The 16,943-nt window shown below is 42.3% G+C and carries 13 protein-coding genes, 1 pseudogene and 1 riboswitch; of the genes and pseudogenes, 3 read left to right on the top strand and 11 right to left on the bottom strand.

All coding sequences use genetic code 11. From position 1 onward, the window contains the following. The 6 genes and pseudogenes from ACYCS5_RS27615 to ACYCS5_RS27590 form a co-directional block, all read right to left on the bottom strand. Entirely contained in the window at positions 1–1,707 is a 1,707-nt protein-coding gene (locus tag ACYCS5_RS27615) for a sensor histidine kinase (protein WP_029515322.1), read from the bottom strand. A 389-nt stretch (positions 1,708–2,096) separates the two neighbouring features. After that, the gene (locus tag ACYCS5_RS27610; protein ID WP_029515324.1) at positions 2,097–2,429 is read right to left on the bottom strand and encodes a hypothetical protein; all 333 of its coding nucleotides are present in this window, start codon (positions 2,427–2,429) and stop codon (positions 2,097–2,099) included. Positions 2,430–2,688: 259 nt separating this feature from the next. Beyond that, a complete protein-coding gene (locus ACYCS5_RS27605; protein ID WP_029515325.1) occupies positions 2,689–3,396 on the bottom strand; it encodes a response regulator in 708 nt (235 codons plus the stop codon). After that, entirely contained in the window at positions 3,389–6,085 is a 2,697-nt protein-coding gene (locus ACYCS5_RS27600; RefSeq protein ID WP_340885423.1) for a sensor histidine kinase KdpD, read from the bottom strand. Before ACYCS5_RS27600 ends, ACYCS5_RS27605 begins: the two co-directional genes overlap by 8 nt. Positions 6,086–6,400: 315 nt before the next feature. After that, positions 6,401–6,517, bottom strand: a pseudogene (locus ACYCS5_RS27595) (hypothetical protein); the annotation flags it as partial. Between the two features lie 207 nt (positions 6,518–6,724). Then, a complete protein-coding gene (locus ACYCS5_RS27590) occupies positions 6,725–8,821 on the bottom strand; it encodes a starch-binding protein (protein ID WP_459760462.1) in 2,097 nt (698 codons plus the stop codon). Between the two features lie 537 nt (positions 8,822–9,358). Between ACYCS5_RS27590 and ACYCS5_RS27585 the strand changes: the two genes are divergently transcribed. After that, the gene (locus ACYCS5_RS27585) at positions 9,359–12,205 is read left to right on the top strand and encodes an alpha-amylase family glycosyl hydrolase (RefSeq protein ID WP_459760461.1); all 2,847 of its coding nucleotides are present in this window, start codon (positions 9,359–9,361) and stop codon (positions 12,203–12,205) included. A 324-nt stretch (positions 12,206–12,529) separates the two neighbouring features. Here ACYCS5_RS27585 and ACYCS5_RS27580 read toward each other — a convergent pair whose 3' ends face one another. Next, positions 12,530–12,754: a hypothetical protein gene (locus ACYCS5_RS27580; protein WP_340885416.1), complete on the bottom strand. Its 225-nt coding sequence runs from the start codon at positions 12,752–12,754 to the stop codon at positions 12,530–12,532. Positions 12,755–13,062: 308 nt separating this feature from the next. Here ACYCS5_RS27580 and ACYCS5_RS27575 point away from each other — a divergent pair, with 308 nt between their 5' ends. Beyond that, positions 13,063–13,713, top strand: a complete 651-nt coding sequence (locus ACYCS5_RS27575; RefSeq protein WP_340885413.1) for a helix-turn-helix domain-containing protein — start codon at positions 13,063–13,065, stop codon at positions 13,711–13,713. Between the two features lie 149 nt (positions 13,714–13,862). On the opposite strand, the gene ACYCS5_RS27570 is transcribed toward ACYCS5_RS27575, so the two are convergent. From ACYCS5_RS27570 to ACYCS5_RS27555, 4 genes are all read right to left on the bottom strand, one after another. Further along, positions 13,863–14,177 carry a DMT family transporter gene (locus tag ACYCS5_RS27570; RefSeq protein WP_023988641.1) on the bottom strand — a complete coding sequence of 105 codons (315 nt, stop codon included), beginning with the start codon at positions 14,175–14,177 and terminating at the stop codon, positions 13,863–13,865. 3 nt (positions 14,178–14,180) lie between these two features. Then, positions 14,181–14,522, bottom strand: a complete 342-nt coding sequence (locus ACYCS5_RS27565; protein WP_340885412.1) for a DMT family transporter — start codon at positions 14,520–14,522, stop codon at positions 14,181–14,183. Between the two features lie 95 nt (positions 14,523–14,617). After that, a riboswitch (guanidine-I (ykkC/yxkD leader) is annotated at positions 14,618–14,714 on the bottom strand. Positions 14,715–14,799: 85 nt separating this feature from the next. Continuing rightward, on the bottom strand, positions 14,800–15,318 hold the full coding sequence (locus ACYCS5_RS27560) for a GNAT family N-acetyltransferase (RefSeq protein ID WP_340885411.1): 519 nt from the start codon (positions 15,316–15,318) through the stop codon (positions 14,800–14,802). Between the two features lie 26 nt (positions 15,319–15,344). Continuing rightward, entirely contained in the window at positions 15,345–15,797 is a 453-nt protein-coding gene (locus ACYCS5_RS27555; protein WP_340885407.1) for a MarR family winged helix-turn-helix transcriptional regulator, read from the bottom strand. Between the two features lie 114 nt (positions 15,798–15,911). Between ACYCS5_RS27555 and ACYCS5_RS27550 the strand changes: the two genes are divergently transcribed. Beyond that, positions 15,912–16,574 carry a YczE/YyaS/YitT family protein gene (locus tag ACYCS5_RS27550; protein ID WP_340885403.1) on the top strand — a complete coding sequence of 221 codons (663 nt, stop codon included), beginning with the start codon at positions 15,912–15,914 and terminating at the stop codon, positions 16,572–16,574. Positions 16,575–16,943 lie beyond the last annotated feature (369 nt).

Raw genomic sequence — 16,943 nt, 5'->3', positions numbered from 1 at the left:
TCAGACATCTTCTCCTTTGATAGGAAGTATGAGCAGTATACTTGTCCCTGTACCCAATTCACTTTCGATCACCAGTTGTGCTTGATCTCCGTACTGTGCCCTCAACATGCGGTGGACATAATTGAGTCCAATGCCCATCCCTACTTTTTTATGTTCAGTTATACGATTATTCAGAAGTCTTTGAATCGCTTCCTCGGTCATGCCTGCTCCATTATCCTGTATTAAAATATTCAGCGTTTTGGCAAGTGTAACTTCAATTTGAATAAAACCTTCGTCACTCAGTCCATGATAAAGTGAATTTTCAACCAACGGTTGCAAAATAAAACGAGGCACAGGTATTTGAAGCACTTGATCATCCGCTGAAATACGTACGTCAAATTCAAAGTCATATCGAATTTGCTGCAAGATTAGGTACTGTCTTAGCGCATCAATTTCCTCTTCCATCGTGGATACTTGCCCTAATTTACCCAAATTGTAATACAACAGCTTGTTTAAGGATTGCACCAACTTGTCAATCTCCCCTTGTCCGTTCATGACGGCCAGCCAGTGCACAGTATCCAGCGTATTCATCAGAAAGTGAGGATTGATCTGATATAACAATTTTTCCACTTCCAAATCTGCACGAATCTTCTCTTTCTGCTGCACTTCCTTGAACAGGTCGCCGATTTGATGCTGCATATTTGAGAATTCCCCCAACAGAAAATCAAACTCGGGAATTTGAGTGCGGGTCTGGCTGCCTGCCTTTTGTGGATTCTGAGACATTCCGTTAATTTCCGAATGGAACAGACCGAGTGGTTTGTAAACCATCTTCCACAGAAGCCAAGCCAGAAATACGGTAAAGCCGAGAAAAAATAAAGCGACCAGTAATATTTGAAGCAACCACTGGTTTTTCTCCTGTTGATACTTAGCCTGCGAAATTACCGATATGACGCTCCAATTCTGACTGGAGTCCTCCTTAAACCAATGGTAATCACGGGATATTCCATCTTTTGCAGTACCTTTCGATATGCTGGAAAAATTCTCTCCGACCTTCATCGCTTCTGGAATTTCACTGTAAACAATGTTGCCCTCACCATTCAGGATTAAATGCGATAAAGCTCCTTTGTATTGATTGTAACCCAGTATATCCTGTGTAAGACGAAAGCCGGATTCGATGTAAATATATACATCGTCCCTTTGAGGCAGCTGTACCTTTCGCATAGCAGATAAAACAAGCTGATCATCAAATCGGTTCATACTCATATGGGGACCATAGTACGCAATGCCATATGATTTGGAAAGCACAGGCAAAGACTCGGGAGAAAAACGATCTTTGATGGGAAAGTTAGCGAACTGTGTAGTGCCTTCTTTCTGGAAATAGTATAAGGTCAGACCTATATTCGGATTAGTAAACGTTACGACATTTAACTCATTCTTTAATTCATCTCTAGCCTCAATCAATTCAAATATATTGGAGGAAGGCTTCAAGACTTCATCCAGTTTTTTGCCTAATGTACCACTATAGGATAATTGCTGAGTAACATGATTCAGATTGGTAATTGAATTTTCCAGTGATGAAGTTACCTGCTGTAGATTGCTCCTAATTCCATCATTGATTTTATTCGCAAAAATGGAATCAATAGTATAGTAAGAAATTGCAAATATACTGATAAAGGGAATAAACGCGCTGAGAAAAAACAATAAAAAGATTCTTTTTTTAAGTGTCATTCCGACCCATTCTCCTTAGGTAAATGAAAGAGCAAGCTCCTGGTTATGAAGCTTGCTGTTTATGAACAACAGCTCTATCAATTATCGTCTTCCTCATAGGCAGCGACCTATTTGAAAATTGGCGACATCTTAATCCGATTCAGATTGAAAAAATCAGGATACCTCCATCTCGGGGAGGTCCAATTCTGTTCATAATTATAGATTGATATTCAAATATGTCAAACGCTTTCATGGAATTCATAGAACTTATTCTCTCTTCCTCTTTGCATACAGCAACAAATAATTTCTCTCCTTCACTAAGCACTTGTAGAAATTGTTCTCTGGCCAAATTGGGAGCAAACACCAGTAACGCGGCCTAACGATTCATATTTTTCCTTCTTAACTAACGTTTAGCTGTAAACCTCTTGTTCCAGCACCCGATTTACAGCCTTGATAAAGGCAAGATAACCACCATCGGTATCGTGCCGATGAGGAAGAGCCAAAAGCATTGTCTCTTCAACCTGGTTATCGTCTAACTCATAGCTGTTTGTCAGGATTTCTCTGATCTCATCGACGGGTGTACCGAGAGCAAACTTCTGAGCTGCTTTATAGATATCATAGTTCTCATAGATATCCTTCCGTGTCACCTTCTGCAAATCGATAAAATCATATATTTTTTTAACGAAATACAGCACCGCCAGCACAATTGAGATCAGACCCGCAATTGTTAAAATTTCATTCATTCCCCATACCTCTTTCCCTTTCCACTCAGTTGACAGCTTAGCCGATGAAACAGACGAACATGGGAGTGCCCATCTCACATGCCAAACCTCTTTATCCTCTCTACTTCCGAATTCAGCGTAACATTTTCACCATTAGTTTAGGATTAGGGTTTTCATATAGGTATAAAGATCACCTTAAGATTTAGATGACAGATGAAAAATAAAGAGACCATGCTCCAAAAGAGCATGATCTCTAATTACATCATTATAATATGATTACCTAGCCATCATCTCCAACCTGAAGCATACGATAACCAACTCCGATATGTGTTTGAATAAACTTAGTTTGTGATGATGTTTTTTCTATTTTTTTTCTCAGCGTTGCCATAAACACACGCAGGGCAGGAATGTCATAGCTGTGGCTGCCCCAGATTTCATGCAGAATAAAATTATGGGTCAGTACTTTGCCTACATGTTTTGCCAGCAGGCAAAGCAGTTTATATTCGCTTGGGGTCAGATGAATTTCTTCTTCACCAATCCATACGCATCCTGCTGCATAATCAATTCTCAAATTTCCATTAATAAAGCTGGAAGCATCCTTCAGGAGCTTATCACTGTCATTTCGAATTCTTCGTAAACTGACTCGAAGTCTGGCCAGCAGTTCTTCTACACTGAAGGGCTTTGTTAGATAATCGTCCGCTCCAGCATCCAGCGCATCTATTTTATCCCGATCTTCGCTGCGTGCGCTGACCACGATAATAGGCATATTCGACCATGCACGAAGCTTTTTTATGATATCTACACCGTCCATATCCGGCAGCCCCAAATCCAGAATCATTAGGTCCGGCTGCTTGGATACTGCTTCTAAAATCGATGCTTCCCCTGTTTCAGCCGTATGGTATTTATAACCCTGTGTCTCTAGGGTTGTCGTAATCAGCTTGCGGATGGGTTTATCGTCCTCCACAACAAGGATAAAAGGTTTATTCATGAACATTCACTTCCTCAGCTTGCAGGGTAAAATAAAAAGCCGTCCCTTTAGGGACATTATCCTTAACACCAATAGTACCTCCATGAGCATTCACAATTGATTTGCACAGAGAAAGCCCCAGCCCTAATCCACGGCGTCCGTCCCCATGAATGTTGTCTGCCGTATAAAACATCTCAAACAGTCTGACCTTGACTTCTTCTGAAGAAATACCGGGGCCATCATCTGAGATTTCTACAACGACTATATGTCTTTCGTGTCTTGCGGAAATCGTGATGTGAGAGCCATCTTGGGTATATTTGATTGCATTATCAATCATATTGATCAATACCTGAACAATAAGTCGGGAGTCCATTCGAGCCATCATCAATTCATCATCCAATTCCGTCTGAATGACATGCTTCACACTGTTGCGATTCACATGAAGCAGAGCCTCCGAAATGACTTCCTCCATTAATTCTGCCTGAAAATTAAGATTTAGAGTACCACCTTCGATTCGACTAATGGACAGCAAATTTTCTACTAAATTGATCAGCCACATGGAATCGTCATATATATCCGTATATAGGCCTTTTTTTTGTTCCTCGTTTAGTACCTCTGAGTTTCCAAGAAGAATCCCCGCATTGCCTGAGATGCTGGTAAGAGGAGTGCGTAAATCATGAGAAATGGACCGAAGCAGACTGGCACGGAGTTGCTCCTGCTGGATTTGCATGGAGATCTCTTGTTGTCTTTCGTTCAGTTTTTCTTTCTCCAGCGCCAGCGCGCATTCTCCCAGCATGGCAAGCATTAGGCTATTTTCAAAAACTTCTAAAGGTTCTTCCTCATCCATTACAATAGCTGCCACCGCAAGAACCTGATCTCCTCCACGCACCGCATGATATAGACACTTAGCGCCAAAAAAAGTATCCGTCGTAGCTCCTGCACGCTTGTTGTTTTTATATACCCACTCTGCAACTGCACGTTCGTAGCCTCCTGTGTAGACCCCTGGATCAACTGCAGATTCTTTCTTTGGAAAAAACTGCGGCGCCAACAGTACCCCTTGGTCAACTGAATAGAAAATGACCATTCTGTCCAACAACTTCACCATTTGATGCGCCATTTCATTAATAATAGCCGGAGAGTCTTTGGCCTGTTGCAATTTCCGGCTTGTTTCCAGAAGCACCTCGGTACGGTAAGCTTTTTGAGCGGATTGCCGAGCCTGCTCTCTTACTCGCATAGTTAGTGTACTCGTCATGAAAGAAGCAGCCAGCATGACCAGAAAGGTGACCGGATAGCCTGAATCATAAGCCTGTAAAGAATAATAAGGCTCGGTAAAGAAATAATTAAACACAAGTACACTCATAACCGAAGAAATGGCGCTATACATTCTGCCCTTGGTCACAATTGCATTTAACAATACCCCTAGAATGTACACGGTGATAATGTTAGCTTCTCGGAATTCCAAATACTTAAACCACAAGCCAATAATTGTGCACACAGCCAAGATAACAATGGTCTTGATAGTATCTGCCAACGACAGCATTGGGTATTTTTCGTAAAAAGGCAATCTTTTATATAAGAAGGACTGAGTATAGGGGATAATATAGATTTCAATATTAGGAAGCAAGGCCGTTAGTTTATCCATTACATTGGATTTTGCAAGCCCTCTCCTCTTGTAAGGGGAGCGTCCTAGGACAATTTTCGATACATGGATTGTTTTGACATATTCGGCAATCTGTCCTGGAATATCGTCTCCATACATCGTTGCGATTTGTGCACCCATTTGCTCAGCCAGCCTAAGGTTTTCCCTTAACTCCGCTTTATTTTTTGATGTCAATTCTCTCGCTTCTGGTGTTTCCACAAACAACGCGGTGAAATGACCATGAAAAGCTGCCGCCATTCTTGCTGCTGTTCGGATCACTTTCTTATTGGAAGCAGCCGAAGACAGGCAGACCAGAATATGTTCTTTCGTATCAGATTCATTTGTTATCGCCTGCTCACTGATTTGCTCCGCAATTCGGTTTAACTGACTTGCTGTATTACGCAAAGCAATTTCACGTAGAGCCGTCAGCTTCTCCTTGGTAAATAAATGAGCCTGTGTATTCTCCCCCTCAGGATAAATCTTTCCCCTATTCAAACGTCCTATTAAATCATCCGGTTCAATATCGACTAATTCCACCTGATCAGCACTGTCAAATACACTGTCCGGTATGCGTTCGTCAACGGAAATGCCAGTAATGGAGTAAACAATATCCGTTAGGCTTTCGAGCTGTTGAACATTCATCGTCGTATATACATGAATTCCTGCGCGAAGAAGCTCCTCGACATCTTGATATCTTTTTTTATGTCGGCATCCTGCCGCGTTGGTATGGGCCAAATCGTCCAATAATATAAGGTCAGGGCTTCTCTGGAGCGCTTGGTCCAGATCAAATTCCTTAGTTGAGGATTCTTTATTTGAAATTTTGATGTAAGGAAGAAGTTCAAGTCCTTCCAACAGCGCCGCAGTGTATGGCCGGGCATAATGTTCAATATATCCAACTACGATATCTATACCCTCTTTTCGCTCTTCGTGGGCGTCGCTAAGCATCGCACAGGTCTTCCCAACACCTGGTGCATATCCAACATAAACCTTCAATCTTCCTCTTCTTTTCCTTAGCGGCAAGTCAGTAATTTGATCAAATATGGACTCGGCATCGTTCTGTTTTGCTGCCATCCTGTGCCCACCCTCTATTATATATCTCTCAATCCTTAGTATATCATGGGCAAAATCAGTACCGTATTACGAATTTGCCTACAGCATTAAGATTGTATTAAGATCCGTTCTTATGTAATAACATCCTTAAAGAAGCCTCAAAATCCTGATTCTATACTAGCTTTCTCAGTGGAAGGATAGCAGCAAAATAATATAAAAAACTTTCTAAAGCTGGCTAAGTGCGAACTTAAATAAGTTTCAGTTTTTTTGAAAAGCCTATACAACAAAAAAAGCCGCCAAAATAGCGACTTTTAATAGGACTATGTTCTTGTCCCTCGACAAATGCTGATCTGAACCGCCAAGCTCAATATTGCATTCCAAAACGACCGAGCCGCAACCTTGCATTAGCGGGTAAAAGAATTCATGCAATGAGATAGGTTTCCCAAAAGCCATTCATACAAGCCGCTCCCCTGGACCTCCCGACCCAGCTGTATTTTCTTTCTTGGAAGTCAACATCTTCTCGCTTGGGCTTTGTGCTTTGGCGAAAGTATAGCTATTGTTCGTTTTCCCTATAGCGTTGCTTGCTGTCACTTTCAGCGTATAGCGGGCACCGGGCAGATCGCCCGTGCCTATCGTTAGTAAAAAACCGCCGTTCAGTCTCTAAGTACCACTGTCGACATCGGTGTAATTGAGCGTGATTTCCTGACTATCCCCTTGGAATGTTCCTTCCGGTTTATCGATCGTAACCGTCGGTTTTGTCCCATCGGGATTTTGCGGAGTAATCCGTCCTTCCTTGATCCATCTCTCGCCACTTACGGCATATCCAGGCATTTGCGATCCGGGTATCTGATTTCCACTTGAGTTGAATATGACCTTCGCCTGCGTCCAGTCCGGGGCTCTATACACATACCAGCCGTTGCCTTCATTCTGCATGGCCACGCCCGGCCAAGCTGAGCCTTCCCTGAGCGGAGTCACGGAATCATCGTAGTAGTAGATGTTCGGTACTCCCCAGCCGGAAGGCTTGTAGAAATGAACGGTCATGCCCGAGCGCGGTTCCTCCTTCGTATACCTGAACATCTTCTCTGTTTGACCAGACAAATTCGCGGCGACTATTTTCAGAACAAACGTCGATCCGATTGGAGTTCCAGCGCCAATGCTGACCATATCTCCCGAACTGAACGGAGTCACCGGCCCCCCGTTCAAAGTGTACGTTGCCGAGTCTGCATTGGAATAGTTCATTCTCACGTTAACAGAATCTGTGAAAAAGGCTCCTTCCCCAGGATCGACGGATACTGACGGAGTTTGTTGCGCTGCGCTATACAGTACGGCGATCCTGCCTCCGTCCAGATGGCCGGTAATTCTGCCGTTCGACACCGTAAACGATCCACCGCCATTGGCCTTGTTCTGGTAAACGCCGTCCTCCAGTCTGGTAGGGGAGTTGATTTGAGCATTGCCTCCAAGATTCACAATCGTCATGCCTTTGGTTCCGCGTTCAACCTGCATAATTTGATTCCCTTGCGTCCTAATGTATTCGTCTTGACCTACCATAGCATTGTGGAACTTGTTAATGGCAACGACGTCCGGGTCCTTCCAGAGCGTATTCCCCGCATCGCCGAGCCGATTCGCAAATTTCCCACCTCCTGTCGGTCTGTTGAAGAACAGAGAGGTCGTCTCCGCCCGGGAGGCGATGATTGCCCATCCCATTTTGATTTGCCAATCGTTCAACCCCGTCGATTCGCTGTTGTCGTTGGCATAAGTGTCATGCGATTCGACCCAGGTAACTAATTTGGAGGGGCTTACATTATTAGCGTTAAAAGATTTGGCCGCATCAACATTGATGCCACCGTGATAACCAACGGCGCTTCTGACACTGTCCCCATAGCTGGAGGCGGCCAAGCTGAGGTAATTGGCATAGCCGGCAAAGTTGTCAGCTCCACCTTGAAGCACTTCTCCGTAATTAAACAGTCTATCTTTATTGTTTAACGAACCCAGTACCCGGGGCCAGAAGTTGGAGCCCCCCGGATCGTTGGGTAACTCAATATGCTTGGCGGCGTCGAATCTGAAGCCGTCGGCGCCCAAGGAAATGGCGTCATTCAGGAAGCCGATAATGATATCTTGCAATTCCTGATTAGACGTGTTGAGGTCGGGCAGACCAATTCCCCACTGTGTGACTTGCCAACGGTCATTCCAGTTTTCCACACCTCTAGCCTCATGCCAGAAATAGCTGTTATTCTTGATTGCCGAATCAACATTATGCGCCGGCTGATACTGCTGATTTCCACCGCCCGCATTCCCCGTATGATTGGCGACAACATCAACAATGATACTTATGCCGTATTTATCCGCTTCCTGGCAAAGCTGTCTGAAATCATCCCTGCTTCCCAATTGAGAGTTGCCGATTTTAAAGTTGATGGGCTGGTACAAAATCCACCACTTGCTGCCTTCTGTCAACCCTTCCTTGCTGGCTTGGATTGGCGAAGTTTGCACCGCTTTAAATCCCGCCTGAGCCAGTTCCGGAAGGTTCCTGGTGATGTTGTCAAAAGACCAGTTCCACGCATGAAAAATAAGACCATCCTTCGTTCTTTCCGGGAGTTCGTAGTTTGCGACAGCCGATAGCTTCGCATCCGAACCTCCTAACTGCCGAACATCGGCATTCGCCTGTGCTTCGGGAGTAAAGCCATTCGTTTGCAACAACAATACGACAAAGAGAACGATACTCCAGGTACGCCTCAAGATGGGGCTTGTCTTCCTCCTCATACTAAACTCTCCTTTTAAATTTTATTTTACAACCAACCTCTCTTGAGAGATTAGGAGTAAATAAAAGAGGGCAAAACAACATGTATACGCTTCCAAAAAGGGCAATCGTTTGCACATAATTGAGCTCAACGACATGATTTCATTTATTTGACAATTTGTCAATGCTTATATTAAAGATAAATTTCCAACGGCCTTTTTTCCCCCTCATTATTATTCACTGTGCCTTCAAGACTTTTTGGACGTTGACTTCAATTACGAACTGGTTTTCTTAGATTTGAATAATGTCCCTGCAATTGCATTGACTAGTAAAAGTATGGTTGATATAATCATAAAAGGAAAAATCATTGGCATAGTGCCCTGTGGATGTTTTTTTCATATTTTCTTTTGTAAGCGCGTACAATGATTTATTTCCCTACATACCATGGAGGAGGCGATCAATGAATCTATTTTATCCAAATAAATGCCTTTCTTTTTTTTACTTTTAATGCAACCGGTTGCAAAATCCATTCCACTAAATATTATCAGGAGGTTGTTAACTTGCTAAGAAAAAAAACTGGGCGTTTTATTTCTTGGTTGATTATTTTATCGCTTTGCTTCAACTTCTTCGGCTTACCCGGCGTAGCTTCGAGTAACAACGATTATACAGCCACCTACACGAATTCCACAGCGACTGCTCTTCCATCGACAACCGCTTCGATCACGTCTACCGTTACCGCAACGTATGCACCTACCACAACAACTAAATCAACTCAAACTGGGTTAACGGTTCACTTTAAGAAACCTTCAAGCTGGAATTCAGCGATTCGAATCCATTACTGGAATCTGAATCCGGCAACCGTTCCGATAAGCGGGGCGTGGCCGGGAATCCTGATGAAGTCGGATGGAAATGACTGGTACAGCTACACCATTGCCGATGCCACAGGCTCAAGCCTCATTTTCAATGACAGTAGCGGCAAACAAACGGCCGACTTGTCCCGCAGTGTGAAAGAGGGCTGGTATTACACAGATAACACATGGTATGATGTCAGCCCGGAAATGCCTAAAATTCCGGCGATTTCCTCCTCTCCTGTACCCAAAACATATGATTCGTCCCAAACGGTGACGCTTTCCAGCACCAACAGTGACGATAAGATTTACTATACGATAGATGGTTCGACACCTACGACATCCTCGACCTTGTATACCTCTCCAATCCAAGTTGCTTCCTCTTTGACCATTAAGGCCTTCGGTATCAACTCAATCGGTCAAACTGGAAATGCATCCTCTTTTGATTATGTAATTGACCTGAATGCAGATCTGCAAGCTCCGACAATCACAGCGAATTTGCCTGCCGGGCATTCTGATTCCTCGGTGACTGTATCCTTTAACCTGAAAGATAACAAGGCGGCAACGACCAAGGCATACTATACGGAGGATGGTACAGAACCAACCACAAGCTCAAAAGTCTATATTCTCGGCAACGCACTGACCGGATTGACTGGACCGTCTATTCTTATCTCCAAGACTACGACATTAAAATTTCTCGTTATAGACGGCGCTGGTAATCAAACCAAGCAGAGCTTTGTTTATAATATTGGAAATAAGAAGGATTTTCGGGAAGACACCATCTATTTCGTGATTACTTCTCGGTTCTATGACGGTGATCCGAGCAACAACGTGCACGCATGGGATGATGGAAAGGCGCGCAATCCAGATTCGGACCCGGCTTGGAGAGGAGACTTTAAGGGGCTGATTCAAAAGCTCGATTATATCAAAGCCCTCGGATTCAGCGCCATCTGGATTACACCTGTTGTGCAAAATGCCAGCGGTTATGATTACCATGGTTACCATGCTTTAAATTTTGCCAAAGTAGACCCACGGTATGAATCGGCGGGAGCTTCTTATCAGGATTTGATCAATGCAGCCCATGCCAAAGGGCTGAAGGTTATTCAGGACATCGTCGTCAATCATACGGGTAATTTCGGTGAAGAGAATCTGTACCCCATGTTCAAGAAAGATCCGGCTAAACCGGATACTGCTAACAACTTGGTGAAAACTACGGATAAGCTGCCACCAAACTATGATACTATGACACCCGATCAGCAGTATCAGGCAAGGCTCGCCTTAATGAAGAACGAGGGAACGAACAATAACATTTACCATACAGAGAAAAGTCTTTCCTGGGAATCCTATACGGTTCAGACTGGTCAGATAGCGGGAGATTGCGTGGATTTGAACACGGAAAACCCTGCAGTTAACAAATATTTAATTGATACCTACAATCACTATATTGACATGGGTGTTGACGCTTTCCGTGTCGATACGGTGAAGCATGTGAGCCGGTATATTTTCAATAAATACTATATTCCTGCCTGGAAAACAAGAGGCGGCTCGGATTTCTATATTTTTGGAGAAGTAGCCACACGTTACAGAGATGTTTGGAACAGTGGAATTCCGGCGATCTCGACGCCATTCTATACTTGGAAAAGCTCGAAATCGTATCCGGGCGATGGAAAGAATGACTACGCCTCCAATAAAGCGTCAGTTGAACAAGAGTGGACGGACAACTCTACTACAGCAGGACAGCCAACCTCGAACAATGCTCTCTTAAACGGAAATACCTATCATACGCCTGACTATTCGATGAAATCGGGCATGGATGTGATTGATTTTCCAATGCATTGGGCATTCAAGACCGCGCATGAAGCATTCAATATGAGAAGTGGCGACCAATACTATAATGATGCTACGTGGAATGTAACCTATGTCGACTCGCATGACTATGCTCCTGACCAGGCTCCGGAAAATCAAAGATTCGCGGGCACACAGGACACTTGGGCTGAGAATCTCGATCTGATGTTCACCTTCCGCGGAATACCCGCTATCTTCTACGGCTCCGAAATCGAGTTTCAAAAAGGGGCAACTATTGATACAGGTCCAAACGCACCGCTAAGCAAAACGGGACGAGCATATTTCGGCGATCACGTGGAAGGCAATGTTACGGTACAAGATTATGGCAAATACACAAATGCTACTGGCACGCTTGCGGAATCGCTCAACCATCCTCTGGCGAAACATATCAGACAGCTTAATTTAATCAGAAGAGCTGTTCCCGCCTTGCAAAAAGGCCAGTATTCCACAGAGAATGTGTCGGGCAATCTGGCGTTTAAGAGAAGATATACCGACAGTGCCAAAGGCATTGACAGCTTTGCATTGGTCACGATTTCAGGAAACGCCACGTTTACCGGAATTCCGAACGGAACCTATGTGGATGCGGTGACCGGTGATTCCAAAACCGTTACTGATGGCAAGATTACCCTGACATGCTCCGGCAAAGGAAATGCAAGGGTATATGTATTGAATGGTAGAGGTGGAATTGGAGAAACGGGAACCTATCTGAAGTAAACGGTAGTATGTCTTAGATAACTGAAGCAACCTCAGTTCGGTATTGCACTGTGCTAAGGTTGCTTCCAATTAAAAAGTATATCTAAGAGAGAGAGTCAGGATATTGCTCTGAACTAAATTTTTAATGGATGGGAGTGAACCAAGATGCCCCAACGACAGCTTCTATGTGCGTAAATTCTTCCGTATATTTAATGACCAACAACCATCAAGTATTAGCGGTTATCCCGCCCCTAGAACTGATAAAGCGTGAGCACGTACCCTGCTCTCTTGTCCATTCCGTTGTTGTTTATCCCCCCTGCATTGCTCCCCGAAGGATAGAGGCTATCAGACGCTTAATGTATGAAAAAAATGATTTAGATGGTCGGCAAACAATTTAGGATTTTCCATAGCGGCGAAATGACCGCCTTTATTCGCTTTCTCCCAGTACGTAATATTATAGACGCGTTCTACCCAGCTTCGGGGAGGCGTGGGCAGCTCCTTGGGAAATAAGGAAACCCCTGTTGGAACAGTAACACGCTGACCTTCGGTGAAATGCAGTTTATTATTCACGCGATCCCGAGACCAACGACTGTTGGATAACAGCTTTGGTGTACGTACATGGTATAGAATTCGCGCAGGTCAGTGTTATGGAACTGGATCGTAAATTTACAGATATTGATTTTGAACTGAGTGCAATTTCTTTGTGAGCTGGTTTCGGTAGAATTGCAAAAGAACGACTTTTATAATTGTAGTCAAGGAATGATGCATAGCTTTTTGCTTTCCGAACTGCTCACAGGCGAGCTCAATGATGCTAATGTCATCGCAATGCGACTGGCTCATCTGGACTGGACGCTTACACCTACCTAAGAGTGATGACCTTGACAGACCTGAAGAACAGCTTTTTTGACGGGAAAGTTCAGTTAGTTGCACAGCATATGATCCAATTGCTACCGGATAGCCGCTGGATCGTATATCAGGGACGCATTGTATTTCTCATTTCCCTCGTTGATTCATCCTGTAAAATCATTGCTGAAGACAAACGATTTCTGGAATTTCTCCAAGTAAACGATCTAACTGCTTCGCTGAGTGACTGCTTTAGTCATTTAACTTTTTTGCGAAAATATTATAAGCAATGCCTAACCGCCGTCGAGATTGGTTTCCAACTTAATTCAAACAAGTCAGTGTATATGTATGAGGACTATCTCTTCGAGCATATTGGAAAGATCATATCGGAACAGAACGATCTCGCTGACTTCTGCCATCCAGTTATCCAAAAGTTAATTGCTTATGACAATGGCCACAAAACAAGTTTACTGCCCACCCTTGAAGCCTATCTTCAATATGTGGACACTCCAAATCTTGCTGCTAAAACATTTTTTATTCATAGAAATACTTTGTTCTATCGAATCAACAGGATACGTGAACTTTTCGAGATTGATCTAAGCGATGGTGATATTCACCTGAAGCTTCAAATGACTCTTCATTTTCTAAAACTGAAAACACAACGCGGCGATCCTCAAGATCAGTGATAGAAGGCTAAGAATATGCAAAAAAACATGCAGACAAAATTTCTTGTCGATACTTTGTCTGCACGCTGGTCTTTTCTAGCTACCATAAGCATTCAGATAGTTCGCTGCTGTTCTAAGATGAGCAGCAGTTTTTCTAATTCCATCATTATTCAGCTTACCAGCTTTAGGCCAACTGCTGAACCGAGTACCATCGCGATGAACAGAATTCTCGCGGTATTACGCGGCTCACTGTAGAAGATCATGCCCAATATGGCTCCTCCAGAAGCTCCAATACCGGTCCAGACAGCGTAGGCCGTTCCCATTGGTAGTGTTTCCATGGCCAGGGATAGAAACAAAAAGCTCAATCCAAAGCCTGCAAGCAAGTAAAAAGCAGACAGGAAATTCCGGTCTTTATGGAGTTTATTAATCATGAGAACTCCCATCATCTCAAATACGCCTGCCAAAATAAGAAATACCCAGTTCATACGTCAGTGCACCTCTTTTCCTTGTTTCTTCTCTTTGCTCTGTATTTTGAGCCCTACAACTCCGAGCAGAAGCACCCCAATTAGCAACAATTTAGATCCCTGTACCTCAGCACCAAACAACAAAATTTCTGCTAATACAGTGCCGGCCGTTCCCAATCCGACAAATACTGCATACACCGTACCTACCGGAAGCGTACGGGAAGTCATAATCATGAGTATGAAACTTACTAAAATGGCAACTAAAGTGCCCCCCCACTCTAACCAGCCGCTGGCATGTTTCAGGCCGATGACCCATCCAACTTCGAATAATGCCGCAACTACAACAGATAACCATGTCTTGTTCATTCTGTGCTTCCTCCTTTTAGATAATGCTGCAAATGTAGTATGAATTTATAGCAGCAATAAAAAAAAGCCTGAGAGAATACTGCATACAGCAGTTTTTCTCCCAGGCTTTTATCCCTCCGTGGCACAGTACGACGACTGTGAGTTTTCTCTCGGACCAGCCGATATTATCGCGGAACCCTAGAAAACATTTTTGAATTCAATTTTATAGTTAACATTATACATATTAGTGAATAAAACACAATATAAAATCAATAAAAATTCGTATATCTCCCTAAACTTATATCATTGTTTTGGTCATTATGAAATCAATTTGTTCTTCATCACCCATATAAAAAGAGTGTGCGCCAGTTTGAACAAACCCCATTTTCTTATAAAAAGCAATGGCGTTTTCATTTTTTTCCCATACACCGAGCCAGATTTTCTTTTTATTATGTTCCATTGCAATTCCCATAGCTTTATTTAGCAGATATTTACCAAGCCCATGTTTTTGAGATCTGTTTTTTATATAAACCCTCTCAATTTCGAGCGACTCATTACCCATTTTTTCGGATTGGGCATTGTTCATATTTACCTTTAAATATCCAGCAAGTTCTTCATTGAAATAGATGAAAAAGAATTCTGAAGAGACGTTGGACAATTCCTCCTCCAACTGTTTAAAGTTAAATGCTCTTTCCAGATAGGCCTTCATATTTTCAGGTGAATTCAGATCCTTAAAAGTATCGTTGAATGTTTCAATACTTATTTTTTGGAGTATTTGTAGATCTTCACGGCTGCACTTTATTATTTTTACAGTCACTTTAAATTATCGCTCCTTCATGTAAATCAATAATTTCTCTTGTTCCCTTTTTTTACAAATTCCCATTCATCACCTATATTTTTTCTTACTCTTTGAAGAAGATTAAAAATGGTGTTTACTTCACTTTCCGAAAATCCCGCTAATGCAACATTATCCGAATAATCATGTTCTCTTTTTATAAAAGGATAGACTTTATTCCCTTTTTCTGTTGGAAAGAGTTTATTAATTTTTTTGTTATGCTGATCCTCTTCCTTTTCAATAAATCCGTTAATAACAAGTTTTTTTATAGCACGAGATGCGGTTGTTCGATCTACTTTTATCATCTCAACTAACTTTTCTTGAATGATTCCTGGGTTTTCACATATTCGTACAAGGTATAAATATTGTCCTTTTGTAAGGTCATATTCTTTGAATTCAATATTGCTTATAGAATCTAATGCTCTTGCGATCATTCCAATTTCACGAAGTACTTCCTTCATAATGGACTCCTTTACCCCTGTTTTGTTGCAAATGCAATAAAAATGATATATATTGAATTTACCTTATTTTTATTGCATTTGCAACAAAAAAATATATTAAAGAGGTCGAGTAAATTGAAATATATTTTTTTCGTATTAGGAATTTTTATATTATCCCTTGGAATTTCGTTCACTATACAATCAGACCTTGGGGCTTCACCTTTTGATGCACTTTTAGTAGGACTGTCTATAAATGTGGGGCTTACTGTGGGAAGTTGGGAAATCATAATAGCTATAATATTGATAGGTTGTAATTCGCTTTTAAAAAGACAAACACCAGAAGTTTTGGGGTTGTTAACAGCATTTATAACGGGTATTGGTATTGATATGTGGCTTTTTTTACTGCACAATTTGATAACACCTGAACTATGGTACAGCAAAGTTGTTTGTTTTGGAATTGGTTTAGTTGTTGTAGGATTAGGAACTGCAACATATTTACAGACAAATTTTGCACCCATTCCAGTTGATCGATTAACATTAATCATAAAGGAATTAACTAAAACAAATCTATTTTTTTCGAGAACATTCATCTACCTTATATTCTTGATCATAGCAGTCCTTTTAAACGGACCCATTGGCATTGGAACCTTGTTAACCGTTTGTTTAGGGGGGCTAATACTCAATTACTTTATGCCATTTACTAAAAAAATACTTGACCGCATATTAACACACTCTGCTACATCACCAAATCATGAGAAAGATAAAAGATGTAATATCCAAGTTGAGACTGAAGCTTGATGCTCATATCTCTTTGTTTCGATCTTAAGTTTCTCTTGGTCGAGCTTCAGTCATAGCATTTTTTCGGGACTAACGCCTGTGCTTGTTATCCTGCCTAGCTGCTTTGTTTTGGGAAGAGACGCCGTTTTAGTGCAGCTAGTCGGATTCTGCATCATTATCCTCTCTTAGCGTCGTTAGATACAAGCGAGATCTGCAAGTAGGACAGTATCAAGACTGGCAATGGGGCATACTGGCCATCTTGTTTTATAGCCTTTGTAATTAAGATTAGACAAGTTCCTTCTTCAACAGATGTAACTTTTAATGAGCAAAACAAAAAATCAAAAAAATGAAGGGACACTTTTAGAACGTGTCTCAATTCTATCTAAAAGA

The organism is Paenibacillus sp. SEL3, from assembly GCF_054602585.1.
Note: the sequence above shows the minus strand (reverse complement) of the source record. Positions and strands in the feature narration are given on the sequence as shown.